Raw genomic sequence first — 18385 nt, forward strand, 5'->3', positions numbered from 1 at the left:
CCCGCACCTCACGAGGCCCTGGACGTCCGTCGTCCAGGGCCTCGTCCGTAGGCATCCGGCCCTCCTCCGTACCCCTGCGGCCGCGCAGGGCGCCCTGCTGCCGGATCTCGCCGTTGTCACGGTCGCGTAAGGAACCGGGAGACGCCCGGGAATCCGGTCGCAACCCCTTGTCAAACGGATAGTTCCAGCCCACTATGAGGCAACTCGTTTGGCCTGAAACGAAAACTTCTCCCCTCCCTGGCAGGTGATCCGAGTGGACAGCCCGACGGCGGTCAGAAACCAGACCGCGCCCGACGCCTCCACCGCAGGCAAGCTCAAGCCCAACTCCCTCGGCGTTCTGGGCATCCTCTTCTTCGTCCTCTCCGCCCAGGCGCCGCTGACCGGCATCGCGGGCGCCGTCCCCATCGCCGTCGCCCTCGGCAACGGCGCCGGCGCCCCCGCCGCCTACGTGGCGGCCGGTGTGATCACCCTGCTGTTCTCGGTCGGGTTCGTCGCCATGGGCCGGCACGTCGTGGACGCCGGCGCCTTCTACACGTACATCGGCAAGGGCCTCGGACGGCACCTCGGTACCGGCAGCGCGGGGGTCGCGCTGTTCGCCTACTGTGCGATCCAGGCCGCCATGTACGGCCTCTACGGGGCGACCGTGAGCGGGCTGCTGACGCACTACACGGGGGCGCAGGTGCCGTGGTGGGTCTGCGCCCTGGTGACCATGGCGATCGTCCAGGTACTGGGAGCCGCAGGCATCGAGATGGGCGCCAAGGTGCTGGCCGTCTTCGTGCTGGCGGAGTTCAGCATCCTGAGCGTCTTCGCGCTGGTCACCCTGTTCAAGGGCGGCGGACCCGAGGGGCTCGGCTTCACGGGCTCGTTCTCGCCGGCTGCGGTCGTCCAGGGGGCGCCGGGCGTGGCGATGATGTTCGCCGTGGCGTCGATGGTCGGCTTCGAGGCCACCGCGATCTACGGCGAGGAGGCGCGTGAACCCCGCAAGACGGTCCCGCGGGCCACCTACCTGGCCGTCGCCTGCGTCACCGGCTTCTTCAGCTTCGCCTCCTGGATGCTGGTCTCCTCCTACGGCGCCTCGAAGGCGACCGAGGCCGCGGGCAGCGCACTGCAGAGCGGTGACTCGACGGCCTTCGTCTTCATGCCGATCGCCGGCCTCTTCGGCACCTGGGTGAATGACGTCCTGCCCGTCCTGCTGGCCACCTCACTCTTCGCCGGCATCCTCGCCTTCCACAACTCCGCCAACCGCTACCTGTTCTCGCTCAGCCGCGACGGGCTGCTGCCCCGCAAGCTGTCGGCGATCAACCGCCGCCACTCGCCCGGCGTGGCCGGCGGCGTCCAAACCGCCATCGCCGTCGCACTGGTCCTCCCCTTCGCGCTGACCGGCAGGGACCCGGTGCTCTACCTGTTCTCCTGGGGCAGCGGGGTGGCCGTCCTCGCGATCATGCTGATGTACCTGCTGACCTCGATCTCCGTGATCGTCTTCTTCCGCCGCGACCGCCTGGACACCCGGCCGTGGAACACGCTGATCGCCCCGGCCCTGGGCGCGCTCGGTATCGTCGGCGCCATCTGGCTGATCGTCGAGAACTTCACCATGCTCGTCGGCGGTGAGGGCGGCACCGCCCTCTGGCTTGCACTCACCGTCCCCGCCGTCCTGGCCGTGGGTGTCGCCGCGGCCCGGCTGACCCGCGACAGGACCGCGGCCACCAACGGCTGACGTGCACGTCGGCCGCTCAGCGGGCCGGCCTGCCGCCTGGTCGAGGAACCGTGGACCAGGCGGCAGGCGTCCACCCGGGCGGTTGACTCCATGGCCCGACTCGGTGACGCCCTCCCGGGGTGCGCGGGCCTGCCGGATCGATCCCGTGAGCCGTTGTGGCGGCTCCACGCCCAGACTGTCGTTTGGGTTCAAACATTCTTTTTGGAGGTCCCGCATGCCGCACGTCACCCACGAGGAGTGGATGCGTCGCGCCGAGTTCCTGGACCTGTCCGGTGCCCATCACATCGACGGCGCGGACGAGGACGGCGGAGGAGCGACCTTCGCCGCCGTCTCGCCCCGTGACGGGCAGGTGCTCACCGAGGTCGCCGACGGGGGCACGGCCGAGGTGAACGCGGCCGTGGCCGCCGCCCGCCGGGCCTTCGACACCGGGCCCTGGCCGCGCCTCGCGCCCGCCGAGCGCGGCCGGGTGCTGCTGCGCATCGCCGAGCTGCTCCAGGAACGGCGTGAGGAGGCCGCGCTCACCGTCAGCCTGGAGATGGGCAAGCCCATCGCCGACGCGTACGAGATCGAACTGCGCGCCGTCGTCGACACCTTCCGCTGGTACGGCCAGCTGGCCGACAAGCTCACCGACGAGTCCCCGCACACCGCGCCGGACGCCCTCGCGCTGGTCACCCGGGAACCGGCCGGTGTGGTCGGCGCCGTCGTGCCGTGGAACTTCCCGCTGACGCTGTCCGGCTGGAAGGTGGCCCCGGCGCTGGCCGCCGGCTGCACGGTCGTACTGAAGCCGTCGGAGAACTCGCCCCTGTCCGCACTGTTGCTGGGCCGGATCGCGACCGAGGCCGGACTGCCGCCGGGCGTGCTCAACGTCGTGGGCGGCCTCGGTCCGGTGGCTGGCCGGGCCCTCGGCCGCCATCCCGACGTCGACGTCCTGGCCTTCACCGGCTCCACCGCCGTCGGCCGCCACTTCCTGCGCTACGCGGCCGACTCCAACCTCAAGCGGGTCTGGCTGGAACTGGGCGGCAAGTCGCCCAACATCATCCTCCCCGACGCCCCCGACCTGGAGAAGGCCGCAGCCACCGCGGCCTGGGGCATCTTCTTCAACCAGGGCGAGATGTGCACCGCCCCCTCCCGGCTCCTCGTACACACCTCCATCGCCGAACAGGTCACCGACTCCGTCGTACGACGGGCACGCGAGCTGCGGATCGGCGACCCGCTCGACCCCGCCACCGAGATGGGCGCCCTGGCCGGCGACGGCCACCTCAGGCGCGTACAGGACCACATCGACGCCGGCCGGCGGGAGGGTGCCCGCCTGCGCGCCGGCGGTGAGCGCATCCTCACCGGCACCGGCGGCAGCTTCCTCGCACCGACCGTCTTCGACCACGTGGGCCCGGGCATGCGGCTGGCCCGCGAGGAGATCTTCGGCCCCGTGCTGTCCGTCCTGACCTTCGACGACCTGGACGAGGCGGTACGGCTGGCCAACGCCACCGAGTACGGCCTCGCCGCCGGCCTGTGGACCTCCGACCTGTCCACCGCTCACCGGGTCTCCCGCGCCCTGAGGGCCGGCACGGTCTGGGTCAACTGCTACGAGGAGGGCGACCTGACCGTTCCCTTCGGCGGCATGAAGCAGTCCGGCAACGGCCGCGACAAGTCCGCCCACGCCCTGGAGAAGTACACCGAACTCAAGACCACCTGGATCCAGCTGTGACACGCCCCCTGATAGCCGTCCCCGCCCGTTTCTCCGCGACGGCCTCCGCACTCCGGTACGCCGCCGAGGTCAACGCCCGCGCGCTGATCGAGGCGGTGTGGCGAGCGGGCGGTGAACCGGTGAGCATCCACCCCGTCCGCGGAGGTGTCGCCGAGCGCCTCGCCCGCTTCGACGGCGTCCTGCTCCCCGGCGGCGGCGACCTCGCGCCGCACTGCTACGGCGCCACCGACACCCACGACAGCGTCCACGACGTCGACGCGCTCCAGGACACCTTCGACCTGGCGGTCGCCCGCCACGCAACGGACGTGGGCCTGCCCCTGCTGGCGATCTGCCGCGGCCTGCAGGTCGTCAACGTCGCCCTCGGCGGCACCCTGGAACAGGACATGGGCGGCCCCGAACGCGTGCACCGCCACGTCGTGCACCCGGTGGCCATCCGGCGCGGCACCCTGCTGGAGCAGGCCACCGGTGCCGAGAAGACGGAGGTGTCCTGCTACCACCACCAGCGGGTGGACCGGCTTGGCGAGGGGCTCGTGGTCACCGCGCGCGCCGCCGACGGCACCGTGGAGGGGCTCGAACTCCCCGGCCACGGGTCGTTCACCGCCGTCCAGTGGCACCCGGAGGACACCGCCCACGGGGACCCCGCCCAGCAGGGCCTCTTCGATGCTCTCGTCCGGGCCGCCCACGACGGACGCTGACACCGCCATGGCTCTCTTCGGCCGCAGGCAGCAGGCACCCCGCCTTGCCCCGGAACTCGACGACACGGCGCTCGGCCGGGTGCTGAGGGGCATCGCCTCCTCGCGCGGCCCGGGGCCGCAGGAGCTGGCCATCGCCCAGGTGGAACAGCTGCTGCGGGACTCCCGGGACGACTGGGACCGCCGCTGCCACCGTGTCACGGTACTGGCCGGGACCGCGCCCGCCCTGGCCCGTGCCTGGCGGGCGCGGCGGCCCCACGACCCGGACGCGCTGATCCTGCACGCCTGGTCCGAACTGCCCACCGATCCATGGGCGTCGGCGGCGACCTTCCGGTCGGCCGCCGACGCCCGTCCGGGCGACCCGACTCCGTGGGTCGGGATGCTGGCGGCGCTGAGGCTGCTGGCCCGCACCAGCGCGGAACTCACCCCCGTCTGGCGGCAGATCGGTGCCCGCGCCGCCTGGCACCGCGAAGCGCACCTGCAGATCCTCGGGTATCTCTCACCGGAGGAACAGGGCAGCCAGGCGGCGCTGCGCGACTTCCTGGACGACGTCGTGGCCGCCATGCCGCACGGGGTACCGGCGGCGTGCGTACCGCTGGCCGCCGCCGTACGGCAGTACCAGCGCGAGCTGGACAGCGGCGGCACCCAGGCGCTCGGCGCCGGCCGCTACTGGTCCCAGCCGCACGTGGCACGCCTGCTGGACCAGGCCCTGGACCGATGGCCCAGGCCCGGCCACCCGCGCCACGCCGCCACCGTCGCCGACCTCGGGCTGCTCGCGTACGCCCTGTCACGGGCGGTGCGGACCAAGGACGCGGCTGCGGTCTTCGCCGTCACCGGCGGGCTGGTCACGGCCTGGCCGTGGGGGCACGACGGCGATCCGGTGGAGCGGTACGCCTACTGGAGCCGCAGGTGACCGATCAGTTCGGCCACCCGGTCCAGCCCCGGACGCTGCGAGCCCGGATACCGCGCGCAAGGAGAAGGACGTGGCGGCCGTCGTCGCAGCAGAACAGCACCGGCCGGGATTCGGCGACGGACGCGAGGCGCTGCCGGCGGCGGCCGTCACGGGCGTGACTGGTGGCGGTCTGCGAAGACCGACCGACAGGTCCGTCGCCGCCGAGGCGTGCCGCCTCCCCACCCGAGCGGCTCGAACCCCTTGCGGTCGACGTCGTCTTCGCTCCCCGGCCGGCCCTCAGCCCTTCGGCCGGCGCCCACTACGGCGCGGTGCCGGCTGCGCACCGCCGAGCGCAGCGAGTCGGCGCTCCTTGCCGTGCTCCTCGACCTGGAGCACGACCTGCCGCAGCCCGTCGGCGACGCTCCGGCACTCCTCGTCACCGAGCCGCGACGTGACGAACACCTCCTCCTGGTTGAACTCCGGGAACAACCGCTGCATCAGCTTCTCGCCCTCCTCGGTGAGGCTGAGCAGCACCAACCTGCCGTCGGAGGGGTGCCTGGCCCTCTTGACCAGCCCACGCCCCTCCAGCGTCCGCGAGACCCCGGTGAGGGTCCCCTTGGAGATCCCGGCTTCCTCCGCGACGTGTCGGGTCTCCGACTCGCCCCACACCCACACCACCCAGAGCACGACGAACGCCGTCCACGTCAGATCGGCACCGCGCAGCACCGAACTCTCCAGGTGCTGCCGGACCGCGGAGGCGGCACGGTAGATGTTGGCGACCACCGCCATCTGCTCACGGTGGATCGGTGTACCTCCGAGCTTCGCCGCCGCCAGCTCCTCCGCTGCGGTGATGGACCGATGGCCGGGCACGGGCACACTCCTTCGATCGTTCGGAGTCAAATTGTACGAGTGCTCCCGGCCGTCGTGTCTCGGAACGTGAGAGCGGCTCGCGGCTCAGCCGGTCCCACCTGCGTGCCTCGCCACACCAGGGCGCGGTCTCCGTGCGCGGGACGACCCGTCGGGGGCGGCCCTCCTGGCCGGGCGCCAGCGCGCACAGCCGCACCGACGCTCTGTGAGCTGCCTCACGCGGCGCAGCGACCCGGCGCACGAAGTGCCTTGCCGGCAGCGCTCCCGGCCCGCCCGGCACCCTGCGCTGGCCGGATCCGTCAGTAATCCGTCATTGCAGCCAGTGCGATGTTCGATACAGGCTGTGACTGTGTCTGAGCGACGTGTTGTGGTGGTGGTGTATGCGGGCGCGATGGCCCTGGACATCACCGGACCGATTGAAGTGTTCGATACCGCGAACCGGCTCCTGGGCCCTACGGGCACCCCCTACCGGGCCGACTTCGTCTCGGCCGACGCACCACTGGTGCGGATGAGTTCGGGGGTGGTGGTGGGGGCTTCGCCGCTGGAGGCGGGACAGGGGCCGATCGACACGCTCCTCGTGCCGGGCGGCTGGAGTCTCGACAACGCGCTCCGGGACCGGGCGCTGGTGTCCTGGATCGGCCGGGCGGCGGCCCGGTCCCGCAGAGTCGCCTCCGTCTGCGGTGGATCCTTTCTGCTGGCCGAGGCCGGCCTCCTGGACGGCCGGCGCGCCACCACGCACTGGGCGTACAGCGAGGCGATGGCGTGCCGCTATCCGAAGGTGACGGTGGACGCCGAGCCGATCTTCGTCTGGGACGGCCCCTTCGTGACCTCCGCGGGCGTGTCGACGGGCATCGACATGGCTCTGGCCCTGGTGGAGGCCGATCACGGGTCGGCGCTCGCTCTGGAGACGGCACGGTTCCTGGTGCTGTTCCTCAAGCGGCACGGAGGGCAGTCGCAGTACAGCGCCGTCCTCGACGCCCAGTTGGCCGACCATCCGCCGATCCGGGCGGCGCAGGAGTGGATCCACGACCATCTGGACATCCGGCTTCCGGTGGCCGAGATCGCGCGGCAGGCCAACATGAGCCAGCGCAACTTCGCCCGGGTCTTCCGGCGCGAGGTGGGCATGACACCGGGCCAGTACGTCGAGCGGACGCGCATCGCCCGCGCACGCGACCTGCTGGAGACCACGGACCTGACGATCGGCCAGATAGCCGGCCGCTGCGGGTTCCCCGCGACCGAGACGTTCTTCCGGTCCTTCGGACGCACCCTGGGGCTCACCCCCACCGAGTACCGGCACCGCTTCCAGGTCATCGCGCCATCCGGCCTCATCGACCGGCACCACGAGAGGGAGGAAAGCCCCGTATGACCACCACGGCTCCGGAACCACGCACAGCGGAACCGTTACGCCTGGTCGACCACCTGGCCTCGGCGCTCGCCGGGGCCGGCGTCACCCACCTGTTCGGCGTGGGCGGTGCGAACATCGAGGACCTGTACGACGCCGTGCACCGCGGCGGCGCCATCCGGGGCGTCGTCGCCAAACACGAGTTCTCCGCCGTCACCATGGCCGACGGATACGCACGTACCACCGGGCGCCTCGGCGTCGTCGCCGCCACCTCGGGCGGCGGGGCGATGAACCTCGTGCCGGGCCTGGCGGAGGCTCATGCCTCGCGGGTGCCCGTGCTGGCCCTGGTGGGCCAGCCGCCGACGGACCAGGAAGGGCTCGGAGCGTTCCAGGACTCCAGCGGCAAGTCGGGCTCCTTCGACGCGCAGCAGATCTTCACGCCCCTCTCCCGGTTCTGCGCGCGGGTCGACGACCCGCACTCGCTGGCGGAGTTGCTGCCCCGGGCCGTCGAGGCGGCACAGGCCGAGCCGCGCGGACCGGCCGTGCTGTTGCTGCCCAAGGACGTGCAGCAGGCGCTGATCCACGTGCCTGCCCGCGCCGCCGCCCCGCCGCCGAACGACCCCTCGACGACATCCGTGGCACGACTCGACGCGGTTGCCGTGAGCGCCGTGTCGGACGCCCTTCGCGAGGCAGGTCGCGTCCTCGTCATCGCCGGTGAGGGCGTCGCCGCCGCCGACGCACGGGGAGATCTGGCCGAACTGGCCCGGCGCCTCGGGGCGTGGGTGGCGGTCACCCCGGACGCCAAGGACGTCTTCGACAACCGTGACCCCCGGTTCGCCGGAGTGGCCGGCGTGATGGGCCACGCCAACGTCGAGGCCTGCCTGCGGCGGGCCGACCTGTGCCTGCTCGCCGGTACGCGGCTTCCGCTCCTGGCCCGCGGCGGCCTCGACCGGGCCCTGGCCGGCACCGACGTCGTCTGTCTCGGGCCCGAACCGCCGTTCGTGGCAGGCACCGCCCTCGGCGGGAACCTACGGGACGCGCTGCGCGCGGTTGCCTCCGGGCTGCCGTCGCGCCCACTCCCCTGCCCGCCTCACTCCGGCCCCCTTCCCACCCCCACACCGGCTCCGCTCGTTCGGGCGCTCGGGCGAACCGTCCCCCATGCCCGGGCAGTCGCCGCGGTGGAGGCGGCGCTCCCCGAGGACGCGCACGTCTTCGTGGACGCCGGCAACGCGGGGGCCAGCGCCATCCACCTGCTTCCGGCACCGCGCCACGGCCGCTTCGTGGTGGCGGTCGGCATGGGCGGCATGGGCTACACCTTCGGTGCCGGTATCGGTGCCGCGCTCGCCACCGGCCGACGCACCTACGTCCTCGCGGGCGACGGATCCTTCTTCATGCACGGGATGGAGGTGCACACCGCCGTGGAGTACGGCGCACCCGTGACGTTCGTGATCTTCAACAACAACGCCCACGCCATGTGCGCGCTGCGGGAGGAGTTCCTCCAGGGCGGGGTCCGCGACGACGACCTGTTCGCCCGGACCGACCTCGCCGCCGGCGTGGCCGCCGCCTTCCCGTCGCTGCGGGCCACGGAAGCCACCGACGCGGCGCAGCTGCGCGCGGCACTGCTGCGCGGCAACGCGGGCGGCGGCCCGGCGCTGGTCTCGGTGGCCTGCGACCCGCGGGAGATTCCCCCGTTCCTTCCCTTCCAGTCCTTCACCGAAGCCGTCAAGAGCAAGGAGGGTTCAGATGAGCGACACGTCGTCCACGTTGGCTGACATCCCCGGTCTGGTCCGCATCGAGAACACCGGCAAGGAGGAACTGACCGCCCACTGCATGGAGCTCACCCACGCGGTCTACCCCCACCATCAGGTCTACGGGCAGTACTGCACCATCCACGAGTACGTCGACTGCCCCCCGGAGCAGGCCTACGACTACCTGCGCCAGGGACACCACCTGGAGGAGTGGACCTGCAGCCTGCGGGACTTCGCCCCCACCGGCACACCGGGGCTGTGGGTCGGTCACGACCGGCTGGAGGACGACACCAGGATCTACTGCAGGGTGCTCGCGAACCCCGAGGCCATGACCGTGGACTACCACTGCTCCTGGGACCAGGGCGAGAAGCTGTGGATGATCTACCTGATGCGTGTCGTCCCGGCCCGGCTGGTGCTCGACAAGCCGGGCTCGGTGATCACCTGGACCAACTGCCGGCACCCGTACTACGACGGCAACCCGCACCCCGATCTGGCTCCCCGCGCGGACCGGCCCTGGGTGGGCGACTACTGGGACCTCTTCTACGCCGGGCACACGGTGGAGATGCGCAACCTCAAGGCCATCCTGGAGCATCGTCACCGGCGCGGTCTGCCGATCGGTTCGGCTCCGGCGAGGACGGTGGCGCGGTGACGACGGTCAGCCTCACCGACGTCGCCGCCTACCTGCCCGGCGAGCCGGTCCCCGCGGAGTTCTACACGGACTACCCCGGAGCCGAGGACAAGCTCCGCGACAACCCCATGTTCAGGGTCCCACCGTTACGGCACCACGTGGCCGGGGACGAGACCAACGCGGACATGGTGGAACGCGCCGTACAGCCCCTGATCGAACGGCACGGCGCGGCGGAGATCCGGGGCGTCGACGTGCTGCTGGTGCACAGTCAGTTGCCGGACCTGCCGTTCGTGGGCGCCGGAACCGAGGTGGCGCGACGGCTGGGCCTGAATCCGGAGTGGCTCGTCGACGTGGCCAACGCGGGCTGCGCGTCCTTCGTGCACATGATGAAGCTGGCGCGGCAGATCCTCACCTCCACCGACGCGAGGACCGCGCTGATCTGCAACGCGCAGAGCGCCGCCGGGCAGTGGTTCACCCAGTCCGAGGTGCGCAGACTCGCCCAGGCGGCGATCCCGGGCGACGGGTGCGGTGTGGGGTACGTGACGACGTCGGCGCAGTCGCCGATCCTCGACGTGGAGACCCGGCACCTCGGGGAGTACGCCGGTGACATGACCGTGGCCGTCGACGACGGGCGCAAGTACTGGGAGCCGGGCGAGTCCCAGCTGCGGATCGGGTTCACCGACGCCAGTGTCGCCAAGGTCCTGGCGCGCGGTAACCGGCTGGTTCCCGAGGTGGTCGCGGACCTGTGCCGCCGACTGGGCGTGGCGACCTCCGACATCGACGTCCTCATCACCAACCAGCCCAACCGCACCTTCCTGCGGAACTGGCGGGAGGCGCTGCAACTGCCCGCCGAGCGGCACCTGAACACCTTCGACGAGTACGGCAACCTGTTCGGAGCGGCGATCCCGGTCACCCTGGACCGCGCCATCGGTTCCGGCGAGGTGGAGGACGGGGACCTGGTGGTACTCGGGGGTTTCGCCCACGCGGGCGACTTCGCCGGTGCCGTCGCGGTCCGCTGGCACGGCGGACGCGACTGAGCCATGGACATCCCCGTGATGCACCGGCTCGCGCTCAACGAGAGCCCGTATCCCCCACTGCCCACGGTCCGCGAGGCGATGCAGCGGGCGGTCGCGCAGGCTCACCGCTATCCGCAGTTCCGTCCCGACGACCTCACCGAGTCGATCGCCACGTGGTGCGGGGTGCCCTCCGAGCGGGTCGCGGTCGGCAGCGGCTCGGTCGGCGTGGCCCTGCAACTGCTCCGGGCGGTGGTCCGGCCCGGCGACACGGTGGCCTACGCCTGGCGCACGTTCGACGCCTACCCCCTCCTGGCGTCCATGGTCGGTGCCCGGTCCGCCCCCGTGCCCCTGACACCGGACGGGCACCAGGACCTGGATGCCCTCCTCGCCGCGGTCGACCACCACACGCGCGTCGTGGTGCTCTGCAGTCCCCACAACCCCACCGGAAGCCTCGTCACCGCCGATGCGCTGTCGGCGTTCCTGCACCAGGTGCCCCGCCGCACCACCGTGCTCCTGGACGAGGCGTACGTGGAGTTCGCCCGCGACACCCAGCTGCCCGATGCGCCCTCGCTCCTGGACGCACACCCCAACCTGCTGGTCCTGCGCACCTTCTCCAAGGCCTACGGCCTCGCCGCCCTGCGGGTGGGCTACGGGCTCGGGGCCGCCGAGCTGGTGGAGCGGATCCGCCGGCAGCAACTGCCCTTCGGGATCAACGCGGTGGCGACGGCGGCGGTGAAGGCCTCCCTGCGGGCCGAGAGCGAGCTGCGCCTGCGCGTGGACTCCGTCGTCACCGAACGGGAACGGCTCGGGGGTGAACTCGCCGCCGCCGGCTGGCGCGTGAGCCCCGGTCACGCCAACTCCGTCTGGCTCGCCGCCCCCGATCCGGTCGACGAGGGCGCCGCTGCACTCGCCGACGCCGGTGTCCAGGCGCGCCACTTCCCCGGCGAGGGAATCCGGCTCACGGTGGGCAACCGCGAGGCCAACGACGCCGTGCTGACGGCGCTGGCGGGACTGAGCGCCCGGCGGATCGCGCCGCGGGCGTGAAGCGCGCCCCTGCACCCTCCGGAAGGGGCTCCCGCCCCACCCCAGGAACCCGGATGTCCGGCGCCGCGCGTGTGCCGCTCCCCCGCAACCGGGCGGGGCTCGGCACGCCCCTCCGCCCGCGTCCACCGGGCAACGGGGCCCCGCGCGTCGGGCGGGGCCCCGGAGCTGCCCGCCCTTCCCGTATCCCTCGCGCGGGCGGGCGCTCGGAGGGCCGCTGCCGCAGGCCCTCACCGGTAATCCGTCACGGTCGGCCCGGCGGATGGGTCGGGCCGCGTCCCCCCTGGTGGACGGGGGACGCGGCTGCTCCCGCCCGTGGGCGCAACCGTGGGTGGCATGCGGACGGAAGCATGCTCACAGAGGCGCGGCACGGTGGACGTGCGCGGCGGGGCGAAGGGAGTGCGGGTCATGGGCCGATGGAGGGTGGCACCCGACGGTGGACGGCCCGAGGGCCGCGACTGCGCGCATGTCGACGAGATCGGTCCGGCCCCGGAGGCGGGGGACCCTCTGTGCCGGGAGTGTGCGCGCAGAGGGTGGGCGTGGGTCGGGCTGCGGCTCTGCCTGACCTGCGGGCATCTCGGCTGCTGCGACAGCTCACGCGGAGCGCATGCGACCGCGCACCACGAGTCCACCGGGCATCCGGTCGCCCGCTGCCTCGGAACGGGGTGCGCGCGGCCGGGCCGGGGGTGGGCGTGGTGCCATGCCGACGAGGTGTACCTGTGGCCGCGGTGAGCACCGGCCCGGTCCCGGGTGTGCGGACGCGGTCCCCGGCTGTGCGGGACGCGGTCCCCGTCCGGGCCGGAGTCCCCCGGAGTCCCCCTGCCGCGGGCCGGTGCCCCGCCTGCGAGGCCACGGCGCCGACCGCGCGGGGTCATCGGCGGCGGCGCGGGGCGGACAGTGCGGCGGTGAAGTCGTCCAGGGCCGCGAGGCTGTGGGCGCTGACGACGGCGTCGCAGTAGGGCAGTGCCGCTGCCATGCCGGCCACGAGGGGACGGTAGCGCGGGCTGGCCGTGCGCGGGTTGACCCATACGACGCGGTAGGCGACCCGGGACAGCCGTGCCATGTGCGTGGCGAGGTCGGCGGGCGCACCGGTGTCCCAGCCGTCGGAGATGATGGCGATCACGGCGCCGTGCGCCATGCCGCGCCGGCCGAACCGCTCGTTGAACTCAGCCAGGCAGTCCGCGATCCGGGTGCCCCCGGACCAGTCCGGGGCCGCCCGTCCGGCCTGGGCCAGGGCGTCGTCCGGCCCGGACCGGCGCAGGACGGGGGTGAGGCGGGTGAGCCGGGTGGCGAAGGTGAAGACCTCGGCGTGAGCGGCGCGGGAGGCGCAGTAGAGCAGCTGCAGCATCGCACGCGCGTACGGCTCCATCGATCCCGAGATGTCGCAGAGCACGACGAGGTCGCGAGGGCGGGTGCGGGGCACGAAGCGTCGCAGCCGCAGCGGGTAGCCGCCGGTGCGCCTGCTGGCGGAGAGGGTGCGGCGCACGTCGATGCGCGCGCCGCGCTGGGCTGTGCGGCGTCGCCGGGACGGCCGGGTCGGGGTGCGCAGGACGAGGGTGTGCATCACCTCGGAGAGCCGGGCCAGTTCTTCGGGGGACAACTCCGCGAAGTCGCGGTCCGCGAGCCGGTCGAGTGGACTGGCCGCGAGGGGGACGGGTGCCGTCCCGGACTGTGCGCCGGCGTCCGGGCGTCTGTCCGCGGTGCCCGGCCGGGTGCCGGGGACCCTGCCGGGCACGGTGTTCAGGAGGTCGCGGGTCGGGTCGCCGGGCTGCCCGCGCTGTGCCGGACGGTCGGCCGGGGCGCCGAAGACCTCCCGGAAGATCGCGTCGAACGGCTCGATCTGCGCACGCTCGGACACAAGGGTGGCGAGCGCGCAGTACCGCAGTTCCCGCGTGGTCGACGGCGCCAGCACGGTGACGGCCCGGGCGAAGCTCCGGGTGCGGTCGGGGCCCACCACGATGCCCGCGTCCTGCAGGGCGGCGGTGAAGGAGGCGGCCAGCTCCGGCAGGTCAGACATCGGTCCCCGGCTCCGCGTCGACCAGCTCGGCCAGCCCGTCCCGGCGTACGGCCCGAAGGTCCTCGGCGTACTTGAGCACCACCCCCAGGGTGCGGTCGGCGGTGTCGGCGTCGAGCGCGTCGAGCCCCAGGGCGCGCAGCGCGCCCGCCCAGTCGATCGCCTCGGCGATGCCGGGTGGCTTGGTGAGTCCCTGCCGGGCGCGCAGGCGCGTCACTCCGCGGGCCACGCGCTCGGCGAGCCACTCGGCCGTCTCCGGTACCCGCCTGCGGATGATCGCGGCGACCCGCGCGGTGTCCGGGTAGTCGATCCAGTGGTAGAGGCAGCGGCGCTTGAGCGCGTCGTGCAGGTCCCGGGTGCGGTTGGACGTCAGGACGGCCACCGGCGGCACGGCTGCCGTGCGGGTGCCGAGTTCCGGGATGGTGACCGCGGCATCGGCCAGCAGTTCCAGCAGGAACGCCTCGAACTCGTCGTCGGCACGGTCCACCTCGTCGATGAGCAGCACCGCCGGCCGCGGGCCCGGGTGGCACAGCGCGGCGAGCAGCGGCCGCGGCAGCAGATAGTCCTCGGTGAACAGGTCGGCGTCCCGCAGAGGCTCCCCGCGGGACTCGGCCAGCCGTATGGCCAGGAGCTGCCGCGGGTAGTTCCACTCGTAGAGCGCCTCGGCCGAGGACAGCCCCTCGTAGCACTGCAACCGGATCAGGGGGGTGTCGAGCACGGTGGCGAGCGAGCGGGCCGCCTCGGTCTTGCCGACGCCGGGCTCACCCTCCAGCAGGATCGGCTGCCGCATGCGCACGGCCAGCAGCAGTGCCGTGGCCAGCGCGTCGTCGGCCAGGTAGCCCGTCGTCTCCAGACGCGAGCGCAGGGCGGGGCCATCGGGGACGAGGGCGTCTGGGTCAGGCATGCGCGTAGCGGGAGGGGTCGTCGGCGTAGGCGTGCTGGCACCCCGGCCCGCAGAAGTAGACCCTGCCGTCGGCGCGGTCCAGTGACAGGGTGCCGGGTGTGATCGCCACGGTCATCCCGCACACGGGGTCCACGCTCTCGGCCACGGGGTGCGGTACGGCTGCTCCTGCTGCGGGGCGCCCTGCCGGGATCGCCTGCGGCCGCAGGGCGATGATCTCGGCGAACACCGACAGCGCGATCTCCGCCGGGGTCCGTGCGCCGATGTCCAGCCCGGCCGGGGTGTGGATGCGCGCACGTTGCTCGTCGGTGAGTTCCAGCCCGGCGAGCACCGCCGCGCCGCGCTTCGGGCTGGCCACCAGCCCGATGTACGGGATCCCGGCTCGGGCGGCCTCGGTCAGCGCGTCCTCTTCGTCGCGGCCGTGCGTGGCGACGACGACGACGCCCAGGTCGGGTGGCAGGGGCTGCCCGGGTGCGGCCGGCCGGGCGTCGGTTCCGAGCGCACGGCCGACGTCGAGCAGGGCGCGCGCGATGGGGGCGTCTCCGTGGACGAACGCCAGCGCCGGGGGGAGGTTGGCCTCCAGGAAGATGTCGAGCGTGCCGCCCGACAGGCAGGGATTGGCCACGGTGAGGAGGCCCTCGGCGGGCTCCCGTGGGCCTTCGGTACCGGTGTCCGCGCTGGGGGTGATCCGCAGCAGCAGCGACTCGCCCGTCTCCAGCACCCGCAGTCCCTGCAGTTGCACCGTCGTCTCGGCACACGTGCCGCCCACGAAGCCCTCGACGGTGCCGTCCGGCAGCACCAGCGCGCTGTCCCCGGGCTTGGCGCTGGTGGGCCGTTCCGCGTGGACGACGGTGGCCAGGACGAACGGCGTACGGCCGTGCCGGAGCACATCCGCGCGGGCCAGGAGTTCGGTGTCCGTCATCGTGCGGCCTCAGGTGATCGCCAGGTCGGTGCGCAGCGGCCGGCCCTGGGCGGCCCGCCACACCGCGGCGGGAGTCAGCGGCATGTCGACATGGTGGACGCCGAGCGGCTTCAGCGCGTCGACGACGGCGTTGACCACCGCGGCGGGCGAGCCCACCGTGGCGGACTCACCGATGCCCTTGGCACCGATGGGGTGGTGCGGGGACGGGGTGACGGTTTCACCGAGTTCCCAGGGCGGGCACTCGACCGAGGTGGGCAGGAGGTAGTCCATGAACGATCCGCCGAGGCAGTTGCCTTCCTCGTCGAAGGCGATCACCTGCATGAGCGCCATGCCGAGCCCGTCGGCGAGTCCGCCGTGCACCTGGCCCTCGACGATCGTGGGGTTGATCCGGTTGCCGCAGTCGTCCACGGCGACGAACCGGCGGACCTTCACCACCCCGGTGTCCGCGTCCACGTCGACGACGCAGATGTACGCGCCGAAGGGGAAGGTGAGGTTCGGCGGGTTGTAGACGCACGTCGCGTCCAGCTGTCCCTCGACGCCCTCGGGCAGCTCCAGGTTGGAGTGTGCCGCGAGCGCGATCTCGGCCATGTTCCTTCCCTGGTCGGGGTCGCCCGCGACGTGCCAGCGGCCCTTCTCCCATTCGAGGTCGTCCGGGCTCACCTCGAGCATCGCGGAGGCGACGATCTTCGCGCGCTCGCGTACCTTGCGGGCGACCATCGCGGTCGCCGCGCCGGAGACCGGTGTGGAGCGGGATCCGTAGGTGCCGAGCCCGAACGGGGTCTGGTCGGTGTCGCCGTGCACCACTTCCACGTCCTCGGGCGGGATGCCCAGCTCCTCGGAGACGATCTGGGCGAACGTCGTCTCGTGGCCCTGCCCCTGGGACTGCACGGAGATCCGCAGGACGGCCTTGCCGGTCGGGTGCACGCGGAGCTCCGCCCCGTCGGCCATGCCCAGTCCCAGGATGTCCATGTGCTTGCGGGGGCCCGCGCCGACGGCCTCGGTGAAGAAGCTGACGCCGATTCCCATCAGCTCGCCGCGCTCGCGCTTCTCGGCCTGCTCCCGGCGCAGGTCCTCGTAGTGCGCGATGTCCATGGCCTGCCGCAGGGCGCGCGGGTAGTCACCGGAGTCGTACTCCCACCCCGTCTGCGTGTGGTAAGGGAACTGCTCGGGCCGCAGCAGGTTGCGCATGCGCAGCTCGGCCGGGTCCGTTCCCAGCCTGTCCGCGAGCAGGTCGACCATGCGCTCGACCAGGTACACGGCCTCGGTGACGCGGAACGAGCAGGCGTAGGCGACGCCTCCGGGGGCCTTGTTGGTGTAGACGCCGGTCACGGCGCAGTATGCGGCGGCGAGGTCGTACGAGCCGGTGAAGACGCCGAAGAAGCCGGCCGGGAACTGCGTCGGCTGTGCGGTGGCGTTGAACGCGCCGTGATCGGCGATCACCTGGACGCGCAGGCCGAGGATCTTCCCGTCCTTCGTCGCCGCGATGCCACCGTGCATGTGGTAGTCGCGGGCGAAGGAGGTGCTCATCAGGTTCTCCGAGCGGTCCTCCACCCATTTCACCGGCTTGCCCGTGACGATGGAGCCGACGACCGCGCACACGTACCCGGGGTAGATGCCGACCTTGTTGCCGAAGCCGCCCCCGATGTCCGGGGAGATGATCCGGATCTTGTGCTCCGGGATGCCGGCCACCATCGCGTAGATCGTGCGGTGGGCGTGCGGCGCCTGGGTGGTGGACCAGACCGTCAGTTTCCCGGTGATGGCGTCCATGTCCGCCACGGTGCCGCAGGTCTCCAGCGGCGCCGGGTGCACCCGCGGGTAGAGCATGTCCTGCTCCACCACGACGTCGGCGGCCTCGAAGACCTCGCCGGTCCGTTCCTCGTCACCGGCGGACCAGTCGAAGATGTGGTTGTCGCTCTGGTGGTCCTTGTCGTCGCGGATCAGCGGCGCGTCCGGGTCGAGCGCCCGGCGGGCGTCCACGACCGCGGGGAGCGGTTCGTACTCCACGTCGATCAGTTCGAGAGCGTCCCGGGCGGCGTACCGGTCCTCGGCGACGACGAAGGCGACCTCCTGGCCCTGGAAGCGCACCTTGTCCGTGGCGAGCACCGCCTGCGTGTCGTACGACAGCGTGGGCATCCAGGCCAGCCCGAGACCGGCCAGGGTCTCGCCGGTGATCACGGCCCTGACCTTCGGGTGGGCCTCGGCGGCACTGGTGTCGATGGACACGATGCGGGCGTGCGCCAGCGGGCTGCGCAGGATCGCGCCGTGCAGCATCCCGGGCAGCCGGACGTCGTCGACGTAGGTGCCGTGGCCGCGGACGAACCGGGCGTCCTCCTTGCGGACCATTCGCCCGAATCCGACCGGCCGTTCCTCGGTGGTCGTCATGCCCGCACCTCCTCCTCGCGGCCGGGCACCGGCTCGGTGGCCGTGTCCGCCGTGCGTGCCCCGCCGCCGTGCTCGGCGGCCCAGCGGATGGAGCGCACGATGTTCTCGTAACCGGTGCAGCGGCACATCTGCCCGGAGACGGCCTCGCGGATCTCCTTCTCGGAGGGGTCCGCGTTGTGGTCGAGCAGCCAGCGGGCCGTCATCATCATCCCCGGTGTGCAGAAGCCGCACTGCAGCCCGTGGCAGGTGACGAAGCCCTGCTGCACCGGGTCGAGTTCGGCGCCCTTCGCCAGACCCTCGACCGTGCTCACCTCGTGGCCGTCGGCCATCACCGCCAGCACGGTGCAGGACTTGACCGGCGTCCCGTCCAGCCAGACGGTGCAGACCCCGCAGTTGGAGGTGTCACAGCCCCAGTGGGTGCCGGTGAGTCCGAGTTCGTCGCGCAGGAAGTGGACGAGCAGCAGCCTGGGTTCCACGTCCCTCGTGCACTGCTCGCCGTTCACGGTGACGGTGATCCGCAT

General features: G+C 72.5%; 16 protein-coding genes. 10 read left to right on the forward strand and 6 right to left on the reverse strand.

Going from position 1 to position 18385, the window contains the following annotated elements:
• Window positions 1-253: 253 nt before the first annotated feature.
• From I3F54_RS15530 to I3F54_RS15545, 4 genes are all read left to right on the forward strand, one after another.
• Window positions 254-1714: an APC family permease gene (locus I3F54_RS15530; protein ID WP_240119335.1), complete on the forward strand. Its 1461-nt coding sequence runs from the start codon at window positions 254-256 to the stop codon at window positions 1712-1714.
• A 214-nt stretch (window positions 1715-1928) separates the two neighbouring features.
• Window positions 1929-3419 carry an aldehyde dehydrogenase gene (locus tag I3F54_RS15535; protein WP_240119336.1) on the forward strand — a complete coding sequence of 497 codons (1491 nt, stop codon included), beginning with the start codon at window positions 1929-1931 and terminating at the stop codon, window positions 3417-3419.
• A complete protein-coding gene (locus tag I3F54_RS15540; RefSeq protein ID WP_240119337.1) occupies window positions 3416-4114 on the forward strand; it encodes a gamma-glutamyl-gamma-aminobutyrate hydrolase family protein in 699 nt (232 codons plus the stop codon). The genes I3F54_RS15535 and I3F54_RS15540 overlap by 4 nt, the downstream gene beginning before the upstream one ends.
• Before the next feature lie 7 nt (window positions 4115-4121).
• Complete coding sequence (locus I3F54_RS15545) at window positions 4122-5024, forward strand: hypothetical protein (protein WP_240119338.1); 903 nt, start codon at window positions 4122-4124, stop codon at window positions 5022-5024.
• A 276-nt stretch (window positions 5025-5300) separates the two neighbouring features.
• Here I3F54_RS15545 and I3F54_RS15550 read toward each other — a convergent pair whose 3' ends face one another.
• Complete coding sequence (locus tag I3F54_RS15550) at window positions 5301-5873, reverse strand: MarR family transcriptional regulator (protein ID WP_240119339.1); 573 nt, start codon at window positions 5871-5873, stop codon at window positions 5301-5303.
• Between the two features lie 346 nt (window positions 5874-6219).
• On the opposite strand from I3F54_RS15550, the gene I3F54_RS15555 reads away from it, so the two are divergent.
• The 6 genes from I3F54_RS15555 to I3F54_RS15580 all read left to right on the forward strand — a co-directional run bounded on the left by I3F54_RS15555 (window position 6220) and on the right by I3F54_RS15580 (window position 12377).
• Window positions 6220-7236 carry a GlxA family transcriptional regulator gene (locus I3F54_RS15555; protein WP_240119340.1) on the forward strand — a complete coding sequence of 339 codons (1017 nt, stop codon included), beginning with the start codon at window positions 6220-6222 and terminating at the stop codon, window positions 7234-7236.
• Window positions 7233-8984, forward strand: coding sequence for a thiamine pyrophosphate-binding protein (locus I3F54_RS15560; protein WP_240119341.1), 1752 nt, complete (start codon window positions 7233-7235; stop codon window positions 8982-8984). Before I3F54_RS15555 ends, I3F54_RS15560 begins: the two co-directional genes overlap by 4 nt.
• A complete protein-coding gene (locus tag I3F54_RS15565) occupies window positions 8956-9609 on the forward strand; it encodes an SRPBCC family protein (protein WP_240119342.1) in 654 nt (217 codons plus the stop codon). Before I3F54_RS15560 ends, I3F54_RS15565 begins: the two co-directional genes overlap by 29 nt.
• Window positions 9606-10625 (forward strand): 3-oxoacyl-ACP synthase III family protein, encoded by a 1020-nt coding sequence (locus I3F54_RS15570; RefSeq protein WP_240119343.1) that lies wholly within the window; start codon window positions 9606-9608, stop codon window positions 10623-10625. Before I3F54_RS15565 ends, I3F54_RS15570 begins: the two co-directional genes overlap by 4 nt.
• Window positions 10626-10628: 3 nt before the next feature.
• Window positions 10629-11648: a histidinol-phosphate transaminase gene (locus I3F54_RS15575; RefSeq protein WP_240119344.1), complete on the forward strand. Its 1020-nt coding sequence runs from the start codon at window positions 10629-10631 to the stop codon at window positions 11646-11648.
• Window positions 11649-12053: 405 nt separating this feature from the next.
• Window positions 12054-12377 carry a UBP-type zinc finger domain-containing protein gene (locus tag I3F54_RS15580; RefSeq protein WP_240119345.1) on the forward strand — a complete coding sequence of 108 codons (324 nt, stop codon included), beginning with the start codon at window positions 12054-12056 and terminating at the stop codon, window positions 12375-12377.
• Between the two features lie 139 nt (window positions 12378-12516).
• Here I3F54_RS15580 and I3F54_RS15585 read toward each other — a convergent pair whose 3' ends face one another.
• Genes I3F54_RS15585 through I3F54_RS15605 form a run of 5 tightly spaced genes read right to left on the reverse strand, consistent with a single transcriptional unit; the run spans window position 12517 to window position 18385 of the window.
• A complete protein-coding gene (locus tag I3F54_RS15585) occupies window positions 12517-13662 on the reverse strand; it encodes a VWA domain-containing protein (protein WP_240119346.1) in 1146 nt (381 codons plus the stop codon).
• On the reverse strand, window positions 13655-14563 hold the full coding sequence (locus I3F54_RS15590; protein WP_240119347.1) for a MoxR family ATPase: 909 nt from the start codon (window positions 14561-14563) through the stop codon (window positions 13655-13657). The genes I3F54_RS15585 and I3F54_RS15590 overlap by 8 nt, the downstream gene beginning before the upstream one ends.
• Window positions 14556-15482 carry an XdhC family protein gene (locus I3F54_RS15595; protein WP_240119348.1) on the reverse strand — a complete coding sequence of 309 codons (927 nt, stop codon included), beginning with the start codon at window positions 15480-15482 and terminating at the stop codon, window positions 14556-14558. Before I3F54_RS15595 ends, I3F54_RS15590 begins: the two co-directional genes overlap by 8 nt.
• A gap of 9 nt (window positions 15483-15491) precedes the next feature.
• Window positions 15492-17864: an aerobic carbon-monoxide dehydrogenase large subunit gene (locus I3F54_RS15600; RefSeq protein ID WP_240119349.1), complete on the reverse strand. Its 2373-nt coding sequence runs from the start codon at window positions 17862-17864 to the stop codon at window positions 15492-15494.
• On the reverse strand, window positions 17861-18385 hold the full coding sequence (locus I3F54_RS15605; RefSeq protein WP_240119350.1) for a (2Fe-2S)-binding protein: 525 nt from the start codon (window positions 18383-18385) through the stop codon (window positions 17861-17863). Before I3F54_RS15605 ends, I3F54_RS15600 begins: the two co-directional genes overlap by 4 nt.

This window comes from Streptomyces sp. MUM 2J (genome assembly GCF_022414535.1).
GTDB lineage: Bacteria > Actinomycetota > Actinomycetes > Streptomycetales > Streptomycetaceae > Streptomyces.